Genomic DNA, 24,696 nt, shown 5'->3' with positions numbered 1-24,696 from the left:
ATCGCCGCGAGTACGCGCTGTCACCAGCCTTGGCTCTGACCCTGTGCCAGCGGGATCGCAGGGACGCCTGATTGGCGCAACCGTCGGCGACCGGCACGCAGGGCTGTTCAGCACGGCCAGCGGAGACCGGCACACAGGGCCGTTTCAGCACGGCCAGCCACCCCTCAAGCCCCTCCCGACCCGTCCGGTCATCCGATTACAGCCGCGCCCGCTTCGGATCGAGGCCGATCGCGAACCTCGCTTTCGGATTGGCGACATTGACCGGCTTACAGCGCGCCCTGGCTTTCGACAGATCCGCCGCGACGCCCTCAGTGTTGAAGATACTCAGGCTGCGCAGGACTTTCTTGCCGTCAGCCTTGATCCAGGACTTGCGCAGACCTTCGCGGTTGGGGCGCGTGGCCTTGGTGCTGCTGCAGGCACCGCAAATGTACCCGGTGCCATCGAGCACCATCGCAGACCAGGCCACATTCGTGGCATCAATGGCGAAATTCCACATAACGGTTCCGGTCGAAACGGACTTCTCCACCTGGACTTCCGGCATCGGATCGGCCGCGAGCGACGAGCCCTTGTTCACGGCAAAGGCAAGACCGGCCACCGCTCCAGCGGCGCGGGGGAAGAAAGGGGGGCGCATGAAATCCTCGAAATGCGGTGTGACGCCCTTTTGCGTCACACCCTCGAAACAGCGCGTCATTTCCATGACTTCAGCCATCGGTCCGGCAGGATTTCATCACAGCCCGCGGCGGCTTGCCTGCGTGGACCGGCTACCCGCCCTTCGCCCGAGACCCCGCGCGGAGGACCACACAAACCTCCGGCGATTCGACGCAGCGCGTGCCATCCCGCACCGGCAGAACGGTCCGACCGCGCCGCTTTTCCCGCCCGCGTCGTGGCCCGCGCCTTCGAGAACTGTCCCGCGCCCGTCTCTGCCCGAAGGATCCGCCGCTCAAAGCAAGCGCCCCGTGACGCACCGCACCGGCGCCACGTCGCTTTCGGCTCGCATTTCCCCGCCTTCCGCCCCTATCAAGGGCGCAACAGCAAACAAGAGGCACATATGTTCCTTTCGGTTTTCGACATGTTCAAGGTCGGCGTCGGCCCGTCCTCCTCGCACACCATGGGCCCCATGGTGGCCGGGGCAAAATTCCTCGACCGCCTGCGTGCCGCCCCCTTCACGGCCCACGGGGTCAAGGCCTCGCTGCACGGCTCGCTCGCCTTCACCGGCGTCGGCCACGCCACGGACCGCGCCACGGTGCTCGGCCTTGCGGGCTTCACCCCGGAAACCTACGACGCCGGACAGGCCGACGAGACCCTCGCCCGCATCCGCGCCGACAAACGGCTCACCCCGCCTGATCTTTCGCCGCTGCGCTTCGATCCCGACACCGACCTGAAATTCGATTTCGGACCCGCCCTGCCCGGCCACGCCAATGGCATGATCCTCATGGCCCTCGACGCGCAGGGCGATGTCATCGCACAGGAAACCTACTACTCCGTCGGCGGCGGCTTTGTCCTGACCGAGGCCGAGCTTGCCGCAGGCAAGGACACGGACGACGGCGCCCCCGTGCCCTTCCCCTTCAAATCCGCCACCGAAATGCTGGAGATGGCCGCCACCTCCGGCAAATCCATCGCCGAAATGAAGCGCGCCAATGAACTCTCGCGCCGCCCCGCCGCAGACCTTGACAGCGGCATCGCCCGCATCTGGGAGGTGATGGACGGTTGCATCACGCGCGGCCTCGAAGGCAGCGGCACCCTGCCCGGCGGTCTGAACGTGCGCCGTCGCGCCCGGGCGATCCACGAACAACTGCTTGCCGAACGCGGCATGAACCAATCGGCGCCGCACACCATCAACGACTGGATGAGCACATACGCCATGGCGGTCAACGAAGAGAACGCCGCCGGCGGGCAGGTCGTCACCGCCCCCACCAATGGCGCGGCGGGCGTCGTGCCCGCGACCATCCGCTACTGGATCGATCACGTGCCCGGCGCCGCGCGCAGCCGCATCCCCGAATTCCTGCTCACCGCTGCCGCCATCGGCGGTCTGGTCAAATACAACGCGTCGATCTCCGGGGCCGAGGCGGGCTGTCAGGCCGAGGTCGGCAGCGCCGCCGCCATGGCCGCCGCAGGGCTGTGCGCCGTCATGGGCGGCACCCCACAGCAGATTGAAAACGCAGCGGAAATCGCACTGGAGCATCACCTTGGCATGACCTGCGACCCGGTCAAGGGCTTGGTGCAGGTGCCCTGTATCGAGCGCAACGGCCTTGGCGCGATCAAGGCCGTCTCCGCCGCCAGCCTCGCCCTGCGCGGCGACGGTCAGCACTTCGTCCCGCTCGACAGCGCCATCGAGACCATGCGCCAGACCGGCCGCGACATGCACGAAAACTACAAGGAAACCTCGCTGGGCGGGCTGGCGGTGAACATTCCCAACTGCTGAGCCGCGCAGGGCACGCGGGCAAACACCCCGGTCTTGGATGCCTGGACAAGGAAGACTCCCGACGCCGCGCCGCCCGGCCCTCCGTCCCGGCGGCCGGACCGCGGCACCACCACCGAAGCCCGTGCAAGCCTCTTGCGCGGACAGAGCAAAAGTGACACCCCGCGATCATGCATGTGAACACGCTCATACTCGGTGCCGGGGCGGCGGGCCTCATGGCGGCGGCCCATGCCGGGCCGGACACGCTGCTGATCGACCACGCCAAGACTCCGGGTGAGAAAATCCGCATCTCCGGCGGTGGGCGCTGCAATTTCACCAACATGCACTGCGACGCGGGCGCCTTCCTCGGGGAAAACCCGCATTTTCACAAATCCGCCCTCGCCCGCTACACGCAATGGGATTTCCTCGATCTCGTCGGCAGGCACGGCATCGCCTGGCATGAGAAAACCCTGGGCCAGCTCTTTTGCGACGGGAAAGCGACGCAGATCGTCGCCATGCTCCGCCACGAGATGGACAAGGCGGGGGCCACGCTCTGGCTGCAGACCGCGCTCAAGGGCCTGACCCACGGCGATGGTCGCTTTCGCGCCGCGCTCGACCGCGAGGGGCGGCGCGAGACCGTCACCGCGACAAACCTGATCGTCGCCACCGGCGGCAAATCCATCCCGAAGATGGGCGCAACCGGCCTTGCCTATGACATCGCGCGCCAGTTCGGCCATGCGGTCACCGACACCCGCCCCGCGCTGGTGCCGCTAACCTTTGACAAGACTCGCTTTTCCCCGATTTCCGGCGTCTCGCTGCCGGTCCGCGCCTTCAATGACCGCACCGGCTTTGACGAGGCGCTGCTGTTCACCCATCGCGGCCTGTCGGGGCCCGCGATCCTGCAACTTTCGTCCTACTGGCGCGAGGGCGAGGAGATCGCGCTCGATCTCGCCCCCGGTCAGGATCTCGAAAGCCACCTCAAGGCGCAGCGCGGCGCGCAGGGCCGCCGCGCCCTGACCACCGAGCTTGCCGCCCTGCTGCCCGCGCGGCTTGTCGGGTTGCTGGCTGGGGAAATGGATCTCACCGGCAATCTCGCCGACCTGCCCGACCGCCGGATCACGGCCCTCAGCGAGACGCTGCACGGCTGGACGCTCAAGCCCACCGGCTCCGAAGGCTACCGCACCGCCGAAGTCACGCTGGGCGGCGTCGCCACCAACGACATCAGCTCCAAATCCATGATGTCGGACAGCGTTCCGGGGCTCTATTTCATCGGCGAGGCGCTCGACGTGACCGGCTGGCTCGGCGGTTACAACTTCCAATGGGCATGGTCCTCGGCCGTCGCCGCTGGCCGACACATTGACGCACGGGTAACCTAAAAAATCGCTCAAACTTTACGCAAAATGAGTCTTCGGCTATAGGGCACGAGTTCCGGACCGCGCGTCCGGGGCGTGAAACAGTGACGAGAGACTAGCCGATGTGGCGCGCGATAACCCTGGCACTACTCCTAGCGATTCCCGCGATTCCCGCGACCGCCGAGATGAACACCACCGCCAAGCGTCTTTACCTGCTTGAGCAAAAGGCCCTTGGCCGTGCCGGTTCCGCGCATCTGAGCCAACTCGTGACCCCCGCATCGCTTGACATGGGCACCGGGGCGAAGTCCATCAGCTATTCCAACGACTGGCTTGCCCGCCAGCCGCGGGCCCAGGGCGGGCCGGAATGGCGCTGCCTCTCCGAGGCGCTCTACTTCGAAGCGCGCGGCGAGACCGCCAAGGGGCTTTTTGGCGTCGCCGAGGTCATCCTCAACCGTGTCGACAGCCCGCGCTATCCCAATTCGGTCTGCGCTGTCATCAATCAGGGCACCGGGCGCAAATTCGCCTGCCAGTTCACCTACACCTGCGACGGCCACCCCGAACACATCAACGAACCGGCCGCATGGGACCGCGTCGGCAAGGTCGCCAAGCTGATGCTCGAAGGCGGGCCGCGCACGCTGACCCAGGGCGCAACCTTCTACCACACCACCGCCGTGCGTCCGAGCTGGGCAAAAAAGTTCCGCAAGACCGCAAAGATCGGCGTTCACCTGTTCTATCGCCGCTGATTGGTCGTTAAGACGCCATGAATGGACGCCCTTCGCCGGGCGGACGGACCTCGGGTCGTGTTTGAAACGCCCAGACCGTCGCAGACCACCGGGAGTTCTTCATGGCCGATGACATCCGCCTCGCCTTCGCGCATCCATCCGAACGCGCCATCGCCACCGCCGGGGACGATCCGCGCGACCGCATCAGCCTGCGCGATCACATCGTCGCGGCAGAGATAGGCGCGTTTCAGGCCGAACGCGGCACCACACAGCGCCTGCGCTTCAACGTCGTGGTCGAGGTCAGCCCGCTGACCGGCACGATCGAGGACGATGTCGACCGCATCCTCTCCTACGACCGCGTCACCGAAGCCATCGCCTACGAACTGGCCGCAGAGCGCCTCAACCTGCTCGAAACCCTGGCCGAACGCGTCGCCGAGCGCATCTTGCTCGAACCCCAGGCCGCCCGCGTCTTCCTGCGCATCGAGAAACTCGACCGGGGGCCCGGCGCCCTCGGGGTCGAAATCGCCCGCACCCGCCGCGACTTCGGCGAGCACCTGAACACGCTGGCGGACGGCGCCGCACAGGAGCGCCCGCACCCGCGCATCGTCTATATCTCCAACGCCGCCATGGCCCACCCGGAGCTCGGCGCCTGGATCGACACCCTCGCCGCGCGCCGCGCGCCGGTGATCTTCTGTGTTGGCCGTCCCGACTTGCCCGCGCCGCAGACCGGCCACACCATGACCCAGCGCCGCATCGACCTGCTGGCCATCGAACAAAATGGCTGGATGCTCGCCGCGCGCGATCACCGCTGCAAGGTCGTGGCCACGCGCACCGAACTCGACTGGGCGATGAAGAACGGCCAGATTTGCGTCTGGGCCCCGTCCAAGATCGTGCTCGACGCCACCGCAGGCCCCAAGGCCCAGCCACGCGACAGCGTCGCCCTCGCCGCCTGGTTCGCCGGTGAAATGGAAGCCTGCGAGCTGGTCGTCATCGGCGAAGCCCTGCCGGACGGCGGCGGCCTGCCCATGCGCGCCGTTGCGCCGGGCGCGCAAATCTTCGAAAACTGATCCGGTGCCGCGGCATTCGGGGGGCGGCACGCGGCATTCCCGCTTGCCAACCCGAGGTCAATAGGCCAGTCAACCGCCATGTGTACAGACTATTTTCGTCCGTTGATCCGCTTTGAAACGCCGCGCCCGGAGGGCGCGCTGGCTGTTGCGGGCGGGCCGGGCTGGTTCACCCATGCCGCCCACCACACCCGTGACGGCGCGGTCACGCAAATCCCCCTCGCTCAGGTCCCGCAGGACTGGCGCGACCGGATCGCCGCCCCGCGCGCCGCGATCGCCGGAATGGTCTTCGACAGGCCGCGCCTGATGGGCATCCTCAACGTGACCCCGGACAGCTTCTCCGATGGCGGCCAGCACAACATCGCCGCGCGTGCGCTCAATCATGCCCTGTGCATGGCAGACGCTGGCGCGGACATCATCGACATCGGCGGCGAAAGCACCCGCCCCGGCTCCGTCACCGTGCCCGACGAGGCCGAGATCGCCCGCGTCGAACCGGTCATCCGGGCGCTGCGCCACGAAATCAGCGTGCCGATGTCCATAGACACCCGCAAGACCGCCGTGGCAGAGGCCGCCGTGACCGCCGGCGCATCGCTGGTCAACGATGTCTCGGGGTTCACATACGATCCGGCGCTGGCGCATTATTGCAAGGATCACGCCCTGCCGATCTGTGTCATGCACGCGCAGGGCGATCCCGAAACCATGCACCACAATCCGCGCTACGAGGATGTGCTGCTCGATGTCTATGACTTCCTCGCCGCGCAGGTGGCCATGCTTGAGGAAATCGGCATCCCGCGCAGCCGCATCCTCGTCGATCCCGGCATCGGCTTTGGCAAGACCCTGCAGCACAACCTGACCCTTCTGCGCAATCTGGCGCTCTTCCACGGCATCGGCTGCCCGGTCCTGCTCGGCGCGTCCCGCAAGGGCTTCATCGGCAAGATCAGCGGCAGCAGCCCGGCCGCCGCCCGTATGCCCGGCTCCGTTGCCGTGGCGCTGGCCGGAGCGGCACAGGGTGTACAACTCATCCGGGTGCATGACGTGACCGAAACCGCGCAGGCGCTGAGCCTCTGGCGCGCCATCACCCTTGGCTACGAGGATTAGACCATGACACGCAAACTCTTCGGCACCGATGGCGTGCGCGGCACCGCCAACACCTACCCGATGACCCCGGAAATGGCGCTGATGCTCGGTGCCGCCGTGGGCCGCCACTTCCGCCGCGAACACCAGGGCGTGCACCGCGTTGTGATCGGCAAGGATACCCGCCTCAGCGGCTACATGTTCGAAAACGCCCTCACCGCCGGGCTCACCTCCACCGGCATGAACGTGCTGCTGCTCGGCCCGGTGCCAACGCCCGCCGTCGGCCTGTTGACGCCCTCCATGCGCGCCGATCTCGGCATCATGATCTCCGCCTCGCACAACCCCGCCGATGACAACGGCATCAAGTTTTTCGGCCCCGACGGCTTCAAGCTCTCGGACGAGGTCGAAGCCCGCATCGAGGCGCTGGTGACCGAGGGCCCGCGCCCCGCCGCGCCGCAGAACATCGGCCGCGCCAAACGCATCGACGATGGCCGCTTCCGCTATCAGGAGCGGGTGAAATCCACCCTGCCGCACGGCATGCGCCTTGATGGCGTCAAGGTCGTCATCGACTGCGCCAACGGGGCCGCCTACAAGACCGCGCCGGAGGTGCTCTGGGAGCTTGGCGCCGATGTCATCCCGGTCGGCACCGCGCCCAATGGTCTGAACATCAACGCCGAGTGCGGCTCGACCAAGCCGCAGATCGCCGCCGAAACCGTGGTGGCCCATGGTGCGGATGTGGGGATCTGTCTCGATGGCGATGCCGACCGCATCATCCTGATCGACGAGACCGGCAAGGTCGCCGATGGCGATCAGATCATGGCGCTGATGGCCGCCCGCTGGGCCGAGGAAGACCGTCTCAAGGGCGGCGCCCTCGTCGCCACCGTGATGTCCAACCTCGGGCTGGAACGGTTTCTGGACGATCGCGGCCTGCGGCTCGAACGCACGAAGGTGGGCGATCGTTACGTGGTCGAGGCGATGCGCGCCCATGGCTACAACCTCGGCGGCGAGCAGTCCGGCCACATCGTCATGACCGATTACGCCACCACCGGCGATGGCCTCATGGCCGGCCTTCAATTCCTCGCCGAGATGGTCCGCACCGGGAAACCGGCCTCCGAGCTGACCCGCAGCTTCGAGCCGGTGCCGCAACTCTTGAAAAACGTGCGTTATGCGAAGGGCAAGGCACCGCTTGAAACCCTCGCCGTGCAACAGGCCATCGCCTCCGCCGAGGCCGACCTGAAAGGCCACGGTCGCCTGCTGATCCGCAAATCCGGCACCGAGCCGCTGATCCGGGTTATGGCCGAATGCGAGGACGAGGCCCTGCTGAGCCGCGTCGTTGACGGCATCGTGGCAGAAGTCAAAGCGGTCGCGGGGTAAAGGCCGAAAAAGCTCCGACTTTTTCGGCCGGTGGCAAAGTCGCAGTTTTTCCCGCAAAACTGTCGACGCCACACCCCTAACATTCCAGGCTCAGCCCCCCGGCTTTTTCGGCGGGTGGCAAAGTCGCAGTTTTGCCCGCAAAACTGTCGACACCATACAGACGTCAATCCGGTCGCAGCCCGCGAAAAACGAACCCGTTAACCACTTTTCCGCACAAATTCGTTGAATTCCGTGACGGAGCCCCATTCCCGAAAATCCAAAACCGGGTCTTGTACCAAACCCGCGCCGAATCGTACCAAACGCAGGTTAATGCGCCTGCGGAAGAGGTAAACAAACGTCACAGCCTTGCGCCTTGATCCGCGTGGGCCACAACACCTGCCCCGCGCACCGCAGCCTGAGCACCGTTAACCCCGTCGCGCGCTGCATTAACCCGCCCGGCCCTGGCCGCGGGTTAACGCGGGGCCGCGCAGGCCGCTTGCACCCCGCTCCGATCCACGCGATACCTTAGGGAACGTTAGCGGAAGCAGGGCCCTTGCCATGACCATCCAGACCGTCGCCACGACGCCAATCGAAGGCCAGAAGCCCGGCACATCGGGTCTTCGCAAGCAGACGAAAACTTTCCAAGAGCCTCATTTCCTTGAAAATTTCATTCAGTCGATCTGGACGGGCATTGGCGGCGTCGCGGACAAGACGCTGGTGCTTGGCGGCGACGGGCGCCACTTCAACGCCGAGGCCGCACAGGTTGTCCTGCGCATGGCCGCCGCCTCCGGCGCGGCGCGGGTGATCGTCGGTCAGAACGCCCTGCTCTCCACCCCCGCCGCCTCCAACCTCATCCGCAAACGTGGCGCAAACGGCGGCATCATCCTTTCCGCCAGCCACAACCCCGGCGGCCCGGATGGCGATTTCGGAGTCAAGTACAACACGGCAAACGGCGGCCCCGCGCCCGAGACCGTGACCGAAAAAATCTTTGCCGCGACGAAGGTTATCACCGAATACGCGATCTATGAGACGCAGGACGCCGACCTGTCCACGCTGGGCGAGCAGACCATGGGCGACATGGTGATCGAGGTCGTCGACCCCGTCGCCGACTACGCCGCGCTCATGGCGGAGATCTTCGACTTCGACGCTCTGAAAGCCCTCTTCGCCTCCGGCTTCCGCATGCGGTTCGACGCCATGCACGCCATCACCGGCCCCTACGCCCACGCCATCCTCGAAGACACGCTCGGCGCGGAAAAAGGCACTGTGATCAATGGCATACCCTCCACCGACTTTGGCAAGGGCCATCCGGACCCCAACCCGATCTGGGCCAAGCCGCTGATGGATGAGATGATGGGGGCGAGCGCCCCGGATTTCGGTGCCGCCTCCGACGGCGACGGCGACCGCAACATGATCGTCGGCAAGGGGCAGTACGTCACCCCCTCCGACAGCCTCGCCGTGCTCGCCGCCAACGCAACGCTGATCCCGGCCTATTCCGGCGGGCTGAAGGGCGTCGCGCGCTCCATGCCGACTAGTCTGGCGGTAGATCGCGTTGCGGCGTCCCTTGGCATCGACTGCTTCGAGACGCCGACGGGATGGAAGTTCTTCGGCAACCTGCTGGACGCGGGACGTTGCACCCTTTGCGGTGAGGAAAGCGCCGGAACCGGCTCCGACCATGTGCGCGAAAAGGATGGCCTCTGGGCGGTGCTCTTCTGGCTCAACATCCTGGCAAAGCGCAAGATTTCCGTCAAAGACCTGATGGTGGAGCATTGGCGGGCCTATGGCCGCAACTACTATTCCCGCCATGATTACGAGGGCGTCGACGCCGCAGGCGCCAATGCGCTGATGGACGATCTGCGCGCCCGCCTCCCGGACCTGCCCGGCACCGACGTTGCCGGTATGACCATCGCTTCGGCTGATGATTTTGCCTACGACGATCCGATCGACGGATCGCGCACCGAAAAGCAGGGCATCCGCATCGGCTTCGAAGGCGGCGCGCGGCTGGTGCTGCGCTTGTCCGGGACGGGCACGGTGGGCGCAACGCTGCGGGTCTATCTTGAAAACCTGGAAACCGAGGCGCTCGACAAGGATGCCCAAGAGGCCCTCGCGCCGGTCATCGCCGCCGCCGAAGCCCTCGCCGGGATCAAGGCGGGCACCGGACGTGACGCCCCCGACGTGATCACGTAAGGCACTCACCCCCCCTTGGACACAATACGCGCTATCTTATTGATGATCCTGTCCATGGCGCTGCTGGCCGGGACAGACACCTTCATCAAACTTGCCACCGCCACGGCCTCCATCGGACAGACCCTGCTCGGGCTGACCATTGGTGGCACGCTTTTGTTCCTCGCACTCGCGCGCATTCGGCGCGTGCCGATCTTTACCCGCGACGCGCTGCTGCCGATGATCATGCTGCGCAATCTCTTCGAGATCATCGCCGCCGTGGGCATGGTCGTCGGGGTCGCCAACACCGCCCTGCCGGTCTTTGCCGCGATCATTCAGGCCGGTCCGCTGATCGTGACCATGGGCGCTGCGCTGTTTCTCAAGGAAGAGGTCGGCCCGCGCCGCTGGGCTGCGGTCATCGTCGGGCTGACAGGCATGATGGTCGTGATCCGGCCATGGGACGCGTCATTCACGGGGTGGGAGCTGTTCGCCGTCCTGGGCATCGCGGCCCTCTCTGCGCGGGATCTGATCACACGGCTGTCGCCGCCGCATATCACCGCGCTGTCGATCTCGACATGGGGCTTCGCGGCCACGCTCCTGCCCGGCATCGTGCTGCTTGCCATCGCGGACAGGCCGCTCGTGACCGATGCGAAAACCCTCGGCTATATTTTTGGCGCCGTGCTTGTCACCACCTCCGGCTACCTCGCCATCACCACCGCGATGCGCCTGGCTCCGGCCTCTGTCGTCTCGCCTTTCCGTTACACGCGGCTGATCTTTGCGACGATTCTCAGCATCGTCGTTTTCGACGTCTGGCCCGATGGCTGGACGCTACTCGGCGGCGCGATGATCCTTGGCGCAGGGCTATACAGCTTCTTGCGCGAGCGGCGCCTGGCTCGGGAAGCCCTCGCGGCACCGGTTGCCGCTAACGGTTAGCGCAACCCCTGAAAACAAGGGTCCGTTAGCGATAACGGAAAACTTTACATTCGCTCAGCGGCTGGTATGACTTGCGGCAAACGTATCGCCAAAGGGGGCCTCCCATGAGCACCATCATCGACATCCACGCCCGCGAAATCCTCGACAGCCGTGGCAACCCCACCGTCGAAGTCGACGTCACTCTCGAAGACGGCACCCTTGGCCGCGCTGCCGTGCCCTCGGGCGCCTCGACCGGTGTACACGAGGCGGTCGAGCGTCGCGATGGCGACAAAACCCGCTACATGGGCAAAGGTGTGCTCGAAGCGGTGGCAGCGGTGAATGGTGAAATCGCGGAGGCCATCGTTGGCTTCGATGCCACCGAGCAGGTCGCCATCGACCTCGCCATGATCGAGCTTGACGGCACCGACAACAAGGGCCGCCTTGGCGCCAATGCCATTCTTGGCGTCTCGCTTGCCGTGGCCAAGGCCGCAGCCGAGTACACCGGCCAGCCGCTGTTCCGTTATGTCGGCGGCACTTCCGCCTGTGTCCTGCCGGTTCCGATGATGAACATCATCAACGGCGGCGAGCATGCGGACAACCCGATCGACATCCAGGAATTCATGATCATGCCGGTGAGCGCGGAGAACATCCGCGAGGCCGTGCGCATGGGCTCCGAAGTGTTCCACACCTTGAAGAAAGAGCTCTCCGCCGCAGGCATGTCCACCGGGCTTGGCGATGAGGGCGGCTTTGCTCCCGAACTGGGCAGCACCCGCGACGCGCTGGATTTCATCATCAAATCCATCGAGAAAGCCGGCTACAAGGCTGGCGAGGACATCTATCTCGCACTCGATTGCGCGGCCACCGAGTACTTCAAGGACGGCAAGTACGAGATGAAGGGCGAAGGCAAAAGCCTCAGCTCTGCCGAAAACGTCGACTACCTGGCCGCGCTCTGCGACGATTACCCGATCATTTCCATCGAGGACGGCTGTGCCGAGGACGACTGGGACGGCTGGAAGCTGCTCACCGATAAGCTTGGTGACAAGATCCAGCTCGTCGGCGACGATCTCTTCGTCACCAACCCCGCGCGCCTCGCCATGGGCATCGAAAAGGGCTGCGCCAACTCCATGCTGGTCAAGGTGAACCAGATCGGTTCGCTGACCGAAACGCTGCGCGCCGTCGAAATGGCCCACCGCGCCCGCATGACCAACGTCATGTCCCACCGCTCGGGCGAGACCGAGGACGCCACCATCGCGGACCTCGCCGTCGCCACCAACTGTGGTCAGATCAAGACCGGATCGCTCGCGCGCTCCGACCGGCTCGCCAAGTACAATCAGCTGATCCGCATCGAAGAAATGCTCGGCGAAACGGCAGAATATGCCGGGCGTTCGATCCTGCGTTAATTCACGCGCCATCGCGCAAACTCGAAGAGGCGCCGCTCAGGCGCCTCTTTCTTTTGGTGAATACTCTGTTTTCGCCGTTAAATGACAGGAATATTCCCGACTTTGCTCTTCTTTTTTCGGTTTTTCCACGTATGGTTTCTGGTGAACAAATTTAAGTTATAGAATGATTGCGATGGTCACCCAGCCGTTCCGTGCGCGCCTTGATGCCCTCACGCTGGCCGAATTCGGTTCTGGCGTAGAACTGGTATTAAGGCTGTCGCTTGTGATCGTGGCCTCTTTCCTTCTGGCGTTTCTGGCCCAACACACCCTTCTGCTGGTCTGGCTGGCCAGTTTGCTGATTACCCAATCGCTTCTGGCCATCGTCTTGACCCGGCGTCTTGCACCAAAGCTGGCAGGCGCGCAGGTCCAACTCGGCTTGGCGCTCTACGCCTTGTCGCAACTGATCTTTATCGGCGCGCCGCTCTATCTCATCAACTCTGGCAACCCAGGGCTTGTACTGGCCGGGGCGCTGACCCTCGTGGCAACCCTTCTGTGCAAGCTGCAGCACGCACAAGATGATCATGCCATCGCCCGGATCAACGCCGGGCAATTCATTATTGCGGTGCTCAGCATCGTGCTGATCGTCCTGCCCGAGGTGACCGATAAGGTGAGCCAGGTCATTGTGCCGCTCTCCGCCGCCGCTGTAATCGCGTACTATATCGTCGGCATGCGCGAAAACCGATTGCGGCAGCAGGCCTATCGCGAGTCTCGCATGCGCTATGCCCAATCGCAAAAGGCCCGCGCCATGACCCAGTTCGTCGGTGGCGTGGCGCATGATTTCAACAATATCCTGACCGCGATCATGGGCAATCTCGAACTCGCCCGCATCCTCGACGATCCCAAAGAGCGCGAGGATGCGCTGGACCAGGCCCAAAACGCCTCAGAACGCGCCGCCATCACCGTACAGCAACTTCTGGCCAGCAGCGGTCGATCCCGGCTTCGGCCTGAAACCCTGACCGCCGCCGACTTGCACAAACAGATGGAACAGGTGTTGCCCGACCTTCTGGAGCCCGGCATCACCCTGCAGTCCGCGGCGCGCGAAGCGGAGTTTGCGGCCTTTGTCGATCGTGACATGCTGGAGACTGTGCTGATCCAGCTATGCCTGAATGCGCAGGACGCGATGAAAGGGTCCGGCAATATCTGGCTGCATTCGCGCAAGCAGAATGAGCGCCCGAACACCGACAATGCGCCGGACGCATCGCCGCCCTATCTGGCAGTGTCCGTCCTGGACAACGGCCCGGGCGTCGAGAGCGATTCGCTCGACATGCTGTCAGAGCCCTTCTTCACCACAAAAAGCACAGGTCAGGGCCCCGGACTGGGCCTTTCTGCGGTGCAGGGCTTCGCACGCCAATCCGGCGGCGCGCTCTTGCTCGAAAACCGCCCGGAGGGCGGCTTTTGCGCCACGATCCTGCTGCCCCGCGCCTGATCCCGCCGGGCGGGTGGCCTGCGATCAGGAGCCTGGCTCCTTGTAGACCCCCTGCGCCTTCAACGCATCGACGACTTCCTTGGGCATGTACGTCTCATCGTGCTTGGCCAAGATCTCATGCGCTTCGAACACTCCATCCACATAACGCCCGGTGCCGACCATCCCCTGGTTCTCTGCGAAAAGGTCCGGCAACACGCCGCGATAGACAACCGGCACGGTCGCCCCGCCGTCTGTCACGTTGAAGCGGATCTGCTCGCCAGCACCGCGAACCAGAGACCCCTCCTCGACCAGCCCGCCGATGCGGAAGGTCTCTGACGCCACGGGCGGCGCTTCGACCACCTGGCTGGGCGAGCGGAAGAAATTGATGCCATCACGCATGGCATAGCCGATCAGCGCCGTCGAAACGACCAACGCCGCGGCCGCAAGCGCGATCACCTGAATACGGCGTTTCTTCTTAAGAGATTTCAGAGCCATGGGCCGGCCTCCCGTCCAGATCAGCGGTCCCGATCTATATAGTCGATCTCGAATGCGAAACGAAGCCCCCGCGCGATTTGCCGCGCTCATTCGCTTCATCGGTCCTAAAATAGCCCGGGGGAGCGCCGCAGGCGTGGGGGCAGCACCCCGACCGGGCCTTTCCGTCAGGAAAGGCCCGGCGAGTTGTCCAAAGCGCAGCTTTGGGCGAAACCGTTACGGAAAGCAGGGCGCGAGCATAAGACCGGCCCGCTCGTCTTCGCCGAGCATCAGGTTTGCGTTCTGCACCGCCTGCCCGCTTGATCCCTTGCACAGGTTGTCGAGCGCCGCCACGATGATCGCCCGCCCCGGGATACGGTCGCCGCTCACGCCGATATGGCAAAAGTTGGAGCCGCGAACGTGGTGCGTGCTCGGGGTCTCGCCCTTCGGCAGAACCGAAATGAACGGCTCATCGGCATAGGCCGCCTGCAGCGACGCAAGCACCGCGTCGGCCTCGCCCTTGACATAGCAGGTGGCCAGGATACCCCGGTTGAACGGCCCGAGATGCGGGGTGAATTGCACTTTCACCGCGCGGCCCGCCAACTTGGAAAACTCCTGGTCGAACTCGCCCTGGTGCCGGTGCGTGCCACCGACGGCATAGGCGTTGGTGCCTTCGCTGAGTTCCGCATGAAGCAGGTTTTCCTTGAGTGAGCGCCCGGCCCCGGACACCCCGCATTGCAGGTCGAGAATGATGTCATCAAGGTCAATAACCCCGGCGCTGATCAGCGGGCGCAGAATAAACTGCCCGGTCGCCGCGTTGCAGCCGGTCCCAGCCACCAACCGCGCCCCGGCGATCTCCTCGCGGTAGAACTCGGTAAGGCCGTAAACCGCCTCTTTCTGTATCTCCGGCGCCGCATGCGGATTGCCGTACCACTTTTCGTATTCCGCCGGATCACGCAGCCGGAAATCCGCGCTCAGATCGACGATCTTGATGCTCTTTGGGAGCTTCGAGATGACCTCCTGGCTGGTCTTGTGCGGCAGGGCGCAAAAGCACAGGTCGATCTGATCGAAATCGATCTCTTCCCAGGTCACCAGATCCGGCAGGTCGAGATGACGCAGGTGCGGAAACACCGATGCCATGGGCTGACCGGCTTTGGAATTGGCGGCCAAAGCCTTGATTTCAAACGAGGGATGCGTCGCAATGATGCGAACCAGTTCGGCCCCGGTATAGCCGGAGGCGCCGATGATGGCGATGGAATGGGTCATGGTCGGATCCTTTGGATCAAGGCACGCGGGTAGAAAGCCGCGCGGACATAAAACAGGGATTTGGGAGGCGTGACAAGCCGGGGGCGCGGCGCAAGGCCGCGCGCGCAATCATCGTCGCAGATGCATCGGTGATGTGGCACACATTGGATGTCTCCTTAGCAGTGCGATAGCAGCAGGCGGGTCGGGAATCAATGGACTTGATCGGCGCGCGGCCTGCGCCCATCCTGTGATCATGGCGAAACCCTCGTTCCACAAACCCGTGCCGTTCTGGCGGCTGTACCTGCGGCTTGGCGGCTGGTTCAGTGTCGCCTTTTTCGTGGTCCTTGCCCTGTTGACGGTTGGCAGCACCCTCGCGCACGGCCTCGCCGAGCGCTTCGAGACCGAAGGCCGCAAGACGCAGGCCGAGGTGCTGAACAAATACATCACCGAAAGCACCGACAGCGACGGCGCCACCACCTATACCCGCTGGTTCGCTCTGGCCTACACCACAAACACCGGCGCCGATTTCGAAGTCGACCGCAGCGTCTCGACGGCGCTGTTCGAAACCACTCAGATCGGCGGGTTCATCCCGATCCGCTATCTCGAAACCGAGCCGGAGCGGATCGAGACCAGCGAAGGGTCCAACCGCACCGCCGGCACGGTCATGCAGATCATGGGTCTTGTCGATGGCCTGCTGTTTCTCGGAGCGATGTGGTACTCCGGACGGCGGGCCGTCGCCGCCGTGCGCGCCCGGCGTTACGGCAAGCAGGAAAGCGTGAAAGTGGAGGAGCTGCATACCACGGCTGTCAGGATAAACGGAAAGCGCCGATACCGGCTGAAGTGGCGCGATGGCATGGGCCGCACCGGCTACAGTCTGATGTATCCCAAGGATCAGCTGCTGCGCTTTCCGCCAGGGCACCCCATCGTGGTCTATCACGGCCTCAAAAAAGCGTTTTGGGAGGGAGATGTCGGACCACGGCAGACGTGATCCGGCCCCCTGCAAAATCAGCTGTCCGAGGCCGTCTGCACGCGTCGGTCAGCGCAGCCCCTGCCGTGCCACGAATTCCGCCAGTTGGCTGACCGCAGCCGCCCTGGCAGCAGCGATCGCACCCGGCGTCATCTCTCCTGTCACCGGCACGTCAATCTCGAAGCGGCGCGCCCGGTCCGTGCCGTAATCCTCCGGCGCGACGAACATCTGCCCGGTCATCCGGAACGATGCTGCGCTGGTGGCAAAGAAATCCTCGACACGGATGTCCACTTTGACGTCCGGCAGATCGCGGAACGGCCAGGGCTCCGGCGCCACCAGCCGTCCTGTGATCGCATCGAGATCGCGCGCAAGCTGCAGTGTGACCGCCCGCCCCGGCTCATCGGCCCAAAGCCCGCCGGAGGGCGCAATCGCACCGCTCGCGTCGCGCATCACGATCTCCTCGTCCTGCGCATAGGTCGGCAGCGTCACGGTGGCGACCTCGATCCTCGCGTAGCGCACGGACACCCGTGCATCCGGCAGGGCCGCGCCGCCGCCCACCGCCGTTGGTGCCGCGTCAAAGCGCAGTTGTTCGCCGCTACAGGCCGCCAGAAACACGGTCAGGCTCAGGAGTGAAAGGGATTTCATCATTGCATTACCGTCCGGTCAGAAGAGAGTTGGGATTGCGCGCAATCTGCCGCGCGAGGCGGTCTATGGACTGCGCGGCGGACTCGATCTCGCGGATCGCGGCGCTCATTTCCCGGCCAAAGTCGGAGCCCCGCGAATAATCGCCCAGCGTCACACCCGCCTGCGCCGCCACACGCGCGATGCGGTCGGCCAGCGCCGGCAAAGAGCCCGACGCCTGCGCGAGGGCTTCCGCCGCCGAGCGCGCCGAGACCAGCGTGGCGTTGGCGTTCTCCACCAATCCGCCCTGTTGCACGTCTTCAAGCGTGCTGCGCAGCTCCGCCAGCGTCGCGTTCAGCTCGCCAGGGAGCTGTTTGGTGCTGTCCTGCGCGATCAGCGCCTCCGCGGTATCCATCAGCTCCGCCGCCCGGTCTGTCAGCGTCTGCAGCGACAGGTCTTCGACATCGCTGAGGATGTTTTTCGCCTGCTGCGACAGCTCCGGCAGATCGCCCGCCGCCGCGTCGATCTTGGACACCGCACCCGAGACCTGCGCGATGATGCGCTCTTCGTCGACTTGCGTGAGCAAGCCATTCAGCCTGTCCGAGGCCTGCTGCAAACCGCGCGCCAGATCGCCGATCTGTCCCGGCAGCGCCGCGATTTCCGCGCTTCCGACGATCCCGTTGACCGAAGCAATCGCCGCCCGCAGATCCGCGGGCATGGCGTTCAGATCCGGGTTCGACACCAACGCATCGGCACTGCCGAGCATCTCCGAAAGCTGCGCAGACAAATCCGACAACGGCAGGGCCTCGGCCTTGCCAAGCACCGCGCTGGTCTGCTCGCTCAGCCCCGGCAGGGTCTGTGCTGTCTCGTCGATGTTGGCGATCAGGTCCGACACCGCCGCCACGATGGCACGGTCCTGCACGTCCCCGAGCAGGGTGTTGAGCGTCGCCGAGGCCTCTTCGAGCCCGGTTGCCACCTGCCCGATCTGTGCCGGAAGGGACGCAACCTCGTCGCTTTCGGCCACGGAACGGATCGCCGCGAGGGTCGCACGCAGCTCCTCCGGGGCCTCCTGAATGCCGTCGCTGTTCAGCAGCCCCCGCGCATCGGCGAGGAAATTGACCGCATTATCAAGCAGCTCTTCCACCGGCAGTGCATCCACGCGGCTCAAAAGCCCCTGCGCCGAGGCCGCCACGTTCGCCACCTTCGACTCCGTGGTCGGGATCAGCGGATAAGGCTCCGCATCGCGCATCAGTTCCGCATCCGGCGCATCGGGCAAATCGACAAGGTCGATCTTGAGGCCGCCGGTCAGCAAGGAGGCATTGGTCAGCTGCGCCCGCAGTCCGCGCCGCACGCGGGTCTCAAGATAGTCGAGAAAGCCCTCTTCGGTGGAATCCTCCAGCCCGATCCGCCCCGGATTGAGCCGCACCGTCGCCACAAGCCGCACCTTGTCATCCCCGAACCGCGCCGCATCGACGAGACCGGAAATCGTGATCACCTCGCCCATGCGCAACCCGCCAAGCTGCACCGGCGCCCCGGCACTCAGCCCGGCGAGGTTCTCGTCGAACACCATCATCAGATCGACACTGCCGCCGTCGCCTTCAAGGAAGTAATCCTCGCGCGCGGTCTCTTCGTCGGGATGCAGCTCGAATTCGGCTCCATCGGCGATTTGCGTTCCGCCAGAGCCAAGTGTTGCAAAGGTCACGCCGCCGCTGATCAGCGAAGCCAGAGAGTTGAACTGAAGCCGGGCCCCGCCCGCATCGAGCGAAAAGCTGAAGCCGGAGATGTCCCAGAACCGGGTGTTTTCCGTCACCAGCGCGTCATAGGGCTCAAGGATGACGACCTGCGCCTCCACCGCCAGCCCATCCGGCGAAACCTCCGTCGCGCCAAGCCGGCCAACCTGAACCCCACGATAGAGGATCGGCGTATTCTCCGAGGGCAGACGCTCGTCCGAACGCAGGGTGAAGGTCGTGCCCTTTTCGCCAAGCGCCAGCATCGGCGCCTTCGGCGAGCCTTCGAAACGATCCTGCGCCTGCCCCGCCGTGCCGTCCCACGCGCCTTCGATATAAACACCGGACAGCACAGTATCGAGACCCGAGACCCCCTGTGCGGTCACCTCGGGACGGACCACCCAGAAGCGGGACGCCGCATCGACATAGGGGGCCACGGATTTGTCGAGCCGGATCGAGACGATCACCTCTTCGAGGTTGTCGGAAAAGCCCACCGCCTCGACCAGCCCCACGGCAATGTCGCGGTAGCGCAGCTCGGTCTCGCCGGCGTGCACGCCATCTGCGTTGACAAACCGCACCTCGATCAACGGGCCGCGTTCGTTCCAGTTCTGCAGCGCAACCCCGAGCGCCACGACAAGGGCAAGGATCGGGATCAGCCAGACCAGGGAAAACCGCGGACCGGTCTTCGGAGGCTCGATCGGAACGTCGGCGGGAGCGCCGTGGGCGTGATTGTCAGACGTCATGGCGTGCCTTGGCTTTCAATGGTCTTGCCGTCCCAGATCAGCCTTGGATCAAAGCTCTTGGCGGACAACATGGTAAAGATGACGGACAACGCGAAAGTCAGCGCCGCCGGACCGGGATGGATATTCGCCACCACCGACAACTGCACCAGCGCGCTGAGGATGGCGACGACGAAAACGTCGATCATCGACCAACGGCCGATGAATTCGACCGCTTCGTAAAGATGCAGACGCTGCAGGCTGTTGCGCGGGCTTTGCCGCCATGCGGAATAGCTCAGATAGGCAATGGCGGCGAATTTGGACACCGGGATAAGCACGGATGCAATCAACACGATGGCCGCGATCACCCATTCGCCATGCTGCGCGATCTCGATGGCGCCGCCGACAATCGTGCCCTGCTGTTTGGACACCAGCGTTTCGGTGACCAGCATCGGATAGAGGTTGGCCGGAACATAGCAGATCAGCCCCGCCAGCCACCATCCCATGACCCGCTGCAGGCTTGTTTCGTCGCGCGACGACAGGGCGCTGCCACAGCGCGCGCATCGTTCGGTGCCCATTGGCCAGACCCGCGAACACGCCCGGCAGGCGACAAGGCCCGCCTCACGCGCCGTTGTCGCCGCTGTCATCGCTTCCGCGCGGGTGTCCGACGCCGCGCTCATTCCGTCTCCTCGATGGCGTTCCAGATCGACCATGTGCACAAATACCGATCGTTGATGATCACAAAGATCGACAGGGCGGTAAACATCCAGAAGGCCGGACCAAAGTCCAGCCGCGCCAGATCCGACACCTTGACCAGCGCCACCGCGCACCCGATGGAGAAAACCTCCGTCATGGCCCAGGGTTTCATTTCCTCGGCCAGGTGAAAGGCGCCCTTGGCATGGCGCAATGGCGGGCGGTTCAGCTCGATCGGCGCAATCACATAGATCAACAGCGCCGTGCGCATCAGCGGCACCAGCACGATCACCATGACCGAGGCCACGGACACCAGGACCAGAGTGCCGGATCGGAAACTGGTCGCGACATCGAGCAGCGACACCCGATTGCCCAGGCCCGCCGCGTGGATTTCGAGAAACGGAAAGAACACCGCCGCAATCACAAGGATCAGCACCGCAGTCGAGAGCGCCAGCACCCGCACCCCGGCGCTCTGCCGCGTCGAGATGAGCACCGTGTGGCAGCGCCCACAGATCGCGCGCGCGCCCTCGCCCGGAAGCCGGGCGGTGTAGAGCGCATCACAATTCGGGCAAGCGATATACTGGGCCAGAGTGTCTGGCCGATTGCCTTGCGGCATGACGGATCCGTTCAACAAAACCGGCCCGCAGCGGGCCGTTCTTAACCATATTGGCCAAGGAAGTAGGGCGCAAGCGCAGCATCGCCAGTGCCCGCCGCCCAAGACTTGCCTTTTTCCCGGCCCGGTTTCCGCAACGAAACCCGGCATCACCGCCGGTCAGGCCTTGGTAAAATCGATTTTCCGTTTGAGGAACTGCGTGGCGTGACGCGACACTTTCGCAGGATCGCCCGTGGTCAGAAAACAGCTCTTCTCGCCGGAGCCAAGCATCGCCGGGTGCCGTACGAGATAATCAGCCAATGACTCCGCCACCAGCCGCGCCTGCGAATAGACCGCCACATCGGGCCCCAGCGCATCCTGAAAAATCTCCTGCATCAGCGGGTAATGGGTACAGCCCAGAATGGCGGCCTCCGGCGCTGGCATCTTGCGCTTGAGCGCGTCCACATGGCTGCGCACAAGGGCCTCCGCAAGGATCATGTCGCCCTCTTCGATGGCATCGACCAGCCCGCCACAGGCCTGCGCCTCCACGTCCACACCGATCGCGCGGAACGCCAGTTCACGCTGAAAGGCACGGCTGCTGACGGTCGCGGGCGTGGCGAACAGCGCCACGTGCTTGACCGCCACCTCACGCGGGGGCGAGTTGTCGCCCCACTGCCGCTCGGTCAGCGCCTCGATCAGCGGAACAAAGACGCCGAGCACCCGCTTCTCACGCGGAATCCAGCGTTCCTGCATCCGCCGCAGCGCCGCCGCGCTGGCCGTATTGCACGCCAGAATCACCAGGTCGCAGCCCTCGTCCCAAAGCCGCTCCACCGCGCCGCAGGTCAGGTTGTAGATATCGTCGGAATCGCGCACGCCATAGGGCGCATGGGCGCTGTCCGCAAAATAGGCAAAAGGCACATCCGGCAGGCGATTTGACACCGCATCCAGCACCGTGAGCCCACCAAGCCCCGAATCGAAAACGCCCACTGCCATGTCTGTCACTCCTGCAACGCGCCCGGTTCGGGCGCCTCAATAAAACCGTTTCGACGGTGCGGCGCCGGTGCGGTGCTTTTCCTCGAACTCGAACCCGTAGGCATAGGATTTGAGCGGGATTGGCGATAGCTCATACGTGGCTTTTCTGAGGAAATCCATAAGCGCGCGCGGGTCGCTGCGATGTTCCGCAATCCGCTCCGGCGCAATCGGCGCGCCGACGACCACGCGCACCGGCGTATCCACCCGCTTGCGAAACTCCTTGAGCAGCAGGCCCATGCGCAACGTCACATGCAAATGGCTGGCCAGCTGGAACAGCCGGGAGGTGTGGCCGTCAAAATAGATCGGCACCACCTGCGCCCCGCTTTTGGCAATCATCTTGGCGGTAAAACTGCGCCATCCGGGGTCCATGGGCGTTGAAAACGGCGTCGCGGAGGTGGCCACCGTGCCACCCGGGAAAATCCCGATACAGCCGCCCTGCCCGAGATACTCCAGCGCCGCCCGCCGGGTTTCGACATTCTGCTTCAGCGCGTCCTTCGAGCCATCGAAATCCACCGGCAGCACAACGCTGTCCAGCTCTTCGGCCTTGCGAAAGACGCTGTTCGCCAAAATCCGGAAATCGCCCCGGACCACCGACAGGATGTGCCCCATGATCAGCCCATCGAGAATGCCGTAAGGATGATTGGCAATCACCACCAGCGGCCCCTCTTTGGGAATATCGTCCAGAGAGCCGCCCATCACCTCAAGCCCGAGGCCATAACGCTCCACCATCACCTGCCAGAAATTCCGCCCTGCGGCGATTTCCGTCTCGTATCCACTGGCCCGGCGGATCAGCCCGATCCGGCCCGTGGCATTCTCCATCAGCCGGATCATGGCCCGCCCGCCCCGCGTGCTGGCCGAGTAACTGTAGGAAATATCACGGGCAATCTGCCCCCGGTCCCGCATCTGCCGCTCTCCCGTTCCTTGTTTTCCCTGATTACCGCATCCACCAAACCTGTAACAGAAAGATTGCAGATTTGTGACGCAGATCACACTGGCGAGTCGTCCCCACAGTATACAACCAATAGTATTGTGATCGCCGTCTGGCCAACCCAGGCGGGATCAGACAAGAAAGGGGACATTTCATGAAAATCCGCACCGGCCTGCGCGCGGGGGCCGCCGTCATGGCGCTCACCGCGCCCGCCGCCGCCGACACCCAGATCAACGGCCTGCAACAGATGATGCTGTTCCGCAGCTTCATTCAGGACGACGCCCTGTGCGAAACCGCCGTGGTCGATGGGCGGGCGATGATCACGGGCGCCAATGCCACGTCCGGCGCCGCCGCCTGCCCCGACGCCTTCGCCTGGGCGCAGTTCGTCAATGCGGTCTCCGACGAATTTTGGACTTGGGGGATTGATCAGACGATCTGGCCAGAGGAGCCCTGGCCGCTCTGCACCGCCGAGATCACCGCAAATTGCTGCGATCCCAACGCCGCCGTCGACCCCGCCGCCCAACCGGCGAACTGTCCCGTCTACCGCGCCGATTACGATCCCATCAGTCCGCTGCCGGCCACGCCCAATGGCACGCCGTCCGGCGAAGTGGTCAGCCATAACGGCCTGAACGAAGACGATAATATCGACCCGGGCCGCCTTCTGCGCGATCTAGAACTGGAGCTGGTCTTCCGCAACCGCGCCATGACCGATTATATCTACCGCAACGATCTCTATTCCCGCGAGGGCCTTGGTTCGCGCAATCGCGCGCAGAATGCCGCGCTCAAGGACGGCAATGTCGGCGCGGCCCACAGCCTCGAAGTGCGTTTCCCGCTCGACGCGACCATGGTCAAGGTCGATTTCCTGCACCAGGACATCATGCTCGCCCGTGAGTTGATCATGGACACCGGCGGCCCCGTCCCAAACAATCCCGAATACCCCTATCTCACGGTCTATCTCGACGGCGATGGCGACGCCGATCAGGTGCCGGGCTTTTACTACGTAGTCGCCATGACCAACGCTTCCAAGGACCTGCCAACCTGGCATTGGTACGCCATGGAGCACGTGGCCAACGCCGGGCGCTGCGACTACATCGGCTGCAATGACAGCTTCGGCTATACCGCCAATGGTGCCGCGCAGGCCGGTGCGAATTTCGGCGATCACTACGTGCCCCCCGCGATCATGCTCAACAACGACAAGACAGAGGACAATGACCCGCTCTTCGCCACGGGCGGCACCTATCTGCCCGCGGACACCGGCGAGCAGATGACCGAAGCGTTGGCCATGCTCTTCGAGGGGACCGGCGTCGGCGCCGCCCCCCAGGACCCCGATCCACGCGTGATTTCCGCCGATGATCCGGCGTGGAAAAATTACTATTTGAAAGGCACGCAGAGCAGTTTCACCACCGTGGGCGGCGTTCCGACTGGCATGGGCGCGACCGTGACAGAGGGTGGTTTCGTGAACTCTGCGTCCTGCACAACCTGCCATTCGCAGGCCGCCGCCGACATGAACGGCACCACGACAAAGGTCGGCGTCGGCGCCACATGGCGGCCCAACCTGCTTGGCTATGCCCAGGTCGCCATGGGCACGCCCAGCATGGATTGGTTCTATCAAACGGGGCTGGTTGACGGCGGGCCGGGCATGGCCGCGACGCAAATCGACTTTGTCTGGGGCATTTTGAACGCCGCCTGCCAGAGTCCTGCAGGCTCGCATGGTCAATGCGACAGCTATCCCGACGCGCCCACGGTGATCCGCGCCACGGGCTCCGGAGAGTGACCCGACTGCGGGCGGCCTGATACGGGCCGCCCGCCTTTTCTCTCACTG

Annotated in this window: 21 protein-coding genes; 12 read left to right on the top strand and 9 right to left on the bottom strand. The window is 64.5% G+C overall.

Annotated features, from left to right (window positions below; translation table 11 throughout):
• Window positions 1-196 precede the first annotated feature (196 nt).
• Window positions 197-709: a hypothetical protein gene (locus ACN2XU_RS13310; RefSeq protein WP_419410934.1), complete on the bottom strand. Its 513-nt coding sequence runs from the start codon at window positions 707-709 to the stop codon at window positions 197-199.
• 339 nt (window positions 710-1,048) lie between these two features.
• On the opposite strand from ACN2XU_RS13310, the gene ACN2XU_RS13305 reads away from it, so the two are divergent.
• The 10 genes from ACN2XU_RS13305 to ACN2XU_RS13260 all read left to right on the top strand — a co-directional run bounded on the left by ACN2XU_RS13305 (window position 1,049) and on the right by ACN2XU_RS13260 (window position 13,900).
• On the top strand, window positions 1,049-2,422 hold the full coding sequence (locus ACN2XU_RS13305; protein WP_419410933.1) for an L-serine ammonia-lyase: 1,374 nt from the start codon (window positions 1,049-1,051) through the stop codon (window positions 2,420-2,422).
• A 167-nt stretch (window positions 2,423-2,589) separates the two neighbouring features.
• A complete protein-coding gene (locus ACN2XU_RS13300) occupies window positions 2,590-3,774 on the top strand; it encodes a BaiN/RdsA family NAD(P)/FAD-dependent oxidoreductase (RefSeq protein ID WP_419410932.1) in 1,185 nt (394 codons plus the stop codon).
• Window positions 3,775-3,872: 98 nt separating this feature from the next.
• On the top strand, window positions 3,873-4,493 hold the full coding sequence (locus ACN2XU_RS13295; protein ID WP_419410931.1) for a cell wall hydrolase: 621 nt from the start codon (window positions 3,873-3,875) through the stop codon (window positions 4,491-4,493).
• 101 nt (window positions 4,494-4,594) lie between these two features.
• Window positions 4,595-5,539 (top strand): dihydroneopterin aldolase, encoded by a 945-nt coding sequence (locus ACN2XU_RS13290; protein WP_419410930.1) that lies wholly within the window; start codon window positions 4,595-4,597, stop codon window positions 5,537-5,539.
• 78 nt (window positions 5,540-5,617) lie between these two features.
• Window positions 5,618-6,634, top strand: coding sequence for a dihydropteroate synthase (gene folP, locus ACN2XU_RS13285; RefSeq protein WP_419410929.1), 1,017 nt, complete (start codon window positions 5,618-5,620; stop codon window positions 6,632-6,634).
• Between the two features lie 3 nt (window positions 6,635-6,637).
• Window positions 6,638-7,984 (top strand): phosphoglucosamine mutase, encoded by a 1,347-nt coding sequence (gene glmM / locus ACN2XU_RS13280; protein WP_419410928.1) that lies wholly within the window; start codon window positions 6,638-6,640, stop codon window positions 7,982-7,984.
• A gap of 537 nt (window positions 7,985-8,521) precedes the next feature.
• A complete protein-coding gene (locus ACN2XU_RS13275) occupies window positions 8,522-10,147 on the top strand; it encodes an alpha-D-glucose phosphate-specific phosphoglucomutase (protein WP_419410927.1) in 1,626 nt (541 codons plus the stop codon).
• 15 nt (window positions 10,148-10,162) lie between these two features.
• A complete protein-coding gene (locus ACN2XU_RS13270) occupies window positions 10,163-11,056 on the top strand; it encodes a DMT family transporter (protein ID WP_419410926.1) in 894 nt (297 codons plus the stop codon).
• 104 nt (window positions 11,057-11,160) lie between these two features.
• Window positions 11,161-12,435 carry a phosphopyruvate hydratase gene (gene eno / locus ACN2XU_RS13265; protein ID WP_419410925.1) on the top strand — a complete coding sequence of 425 codons (1,275 nt, stop codon included), beginning with the start codon at window positions 11,161-11,163 and terminating at the stop codon, window positions 12,433-12,435.
• 163 nt (window positions 12,436-12,598) lie between these two features.
• Window positions 12,599-13,900 (top strand): sensor histidine kinase, encoded by a 1,302-nt coding sequence (locus ACN2XU_RS13260; protein ID WP_419410924.1) that lies wholly within the window; start codon window positions 12,599-12,601, stop codon window positions 13,898-13,900.
• A gap of 24 nt (window positions 13,901-13,924) precedes the next feature.
• On the opposite strand, the gene ccmE is transcribed toward ACN2XU_RS13260, so the two are convergent.
• Together ccmE and argC are read right to left on the bottom strand one after the other, a co-directional pair.
• A complete protein-coding gene (ccmE, locus tag ACN2XU_RS13255; protein ID WP_419410923.1) occupies window positions 13,925-14,374 on the bottom strand; it encodes a cytochrome c maturation protein CcmE in 450 nt (149 codons plus the stop codon).
• Between the two features lie 213 nt (window positions 14,375-14,587).
• Entirely contained in the window at window positions 14,588-15,616 is a 1,029-nt protein-coding gene (argC, locus tag ACN2XU_RS13250) for an N-acetyl-gamma-glutamyl-phosphate reductase (protein ID WP_419410922.1), read from the bottom strand.
• Window positions 15,617-15,848: 232 nt separating this feature from the next.
• Between argC and ACN2XU_RS13245 the strand changes: the two genes are divergently transcribed.
• Window positions 15,849-16,583 carry a hypothetical protein gene (locus ACN2XU_RS13245; RefSeq protein ID WP_419410921.1) on the top strand — a complete coding sequence of 245 codons (735 nt, stop codon included), beginning with the start codon at window positions 15,849-15,851 and terminating at the stop codon, window positions 16,581-16,583.
• Window positions 16,584-16,631: 48 nt separating this feature from the next.
• Here ACN2XU_RS13245 and ACN2XU_RS13240 read toward each other — a convergent pair whose 3' ends face one another.
• The 6 genes from ACN2XU_RS13240 to ACN2XU_RS13215 all read right to left on the bottom strand — a co-directional run bounded on the left by ACN2XU_RS13240 (window position 16,632) and on the right by ACN2XU_RS13215 (window position 22,849).
• Complete coding sequence (locus tag ACN2XU_RS13240; protein ID WP_419410920.1) at window positions 16,632-17,210, bottom strand: PqiC family protein; 579 nt, start codon at window positions 17,208-17,210, stop codon at window positions 16,632-16,634.
• A gap of 4 nt (window positions 17,211-17,214) precedes the next feature.
• On the bottom strand, window positions 17,215-19,653 hold the full coding sequence (locus ACN2XU_RS13235) for an MlaD family protein (protein WP_419410919.1): 2,439 nt from the start codon (window positions 19,651-19,653) through the stop codon (window positions 17,215-17,217).
• Window positions 19,650-20,309, bottom strand: coding sequence for a paraquat-inducible protein A (locus ACN2XU_RS13230; protein ID WP_419410918.1), 660 nt, complete (start codon window positions 20,307-20,309; stop codon window positions 19,650-19,652). Before ACN2XU_RS13230 ends, ACN2XU_RS13235 begins: the two co-directional genes overlap by 4 nt.
• Complete coding sequence (locus ACN2XU_RS13225) at window positions 20,306-20,938, bottom strand: paraquat-inducible protein A (protein WP_419410917.1); 633 nt, start codon at window positions 20,936-20,938, stop codon at window positions 20,306-20,308. Before ACN2XU_RS13225 ends, ACN2XU_RS13230 begins: the two co-directional genes overlap by 4 nt.
• 156 nt (window positions 20,939-21,094) lie before the next feature.
• Window positions 21,095-21,907, bottom strand: coding sequence for a glutamate racemase (locus ACN2XU_RS13220; RefSeq protein WP_419410916.1), 813 nt, complete (start codon window positions 21,905-21,907; stop codon window positions 21,095-21,097).
• Between the two features lie 36 nt (window positions 21,908-21,943).
• The gene (locus ACN2XU_RS13215) at window positions 21,944-22,849 is read right to left on the bottom strand and encodes a lysophospholipid acyltransferase family protein (protein ID WP_419410915.1); all 906 of its coding nucleotides are present in this window, start codon (window positions 22,847-22,849) and stop codon (window positions 21,944-21,946) included.
• A gap of 179 nt (window positions 22,850-23,028) precedes the next feature.
• Between ACN2XU_RS13215 and ACN2XU_RS13210 the strand changes: the two genes are divergently transcribed.
• Window positions 23,029-24,648, top strand: a complete 1,620-nt coding sequence (locus ACN2XU_RS13210; RefSeq protein WP_419410914.1) for a hypothetical protein — start codon at window positions 23,029-23,031, stop codon at window positions 24,646-24,648.
• Window positions 24,649-24,696 lie beyond the last annotated feature (48 nt).

Origin of the sequence: Pacificoceanicola niger, from assembly GCF_048553275.1 — a bacterium.
GTDB lineage: Bacteria > Pseudomonadota > Alphaproteobacteria > Rhodobacterales > Rhodobacteraceae > Pacificoceanicola.
This window is presented reverse-complemented; position numbering and strand designations above follow the sequence as displayed.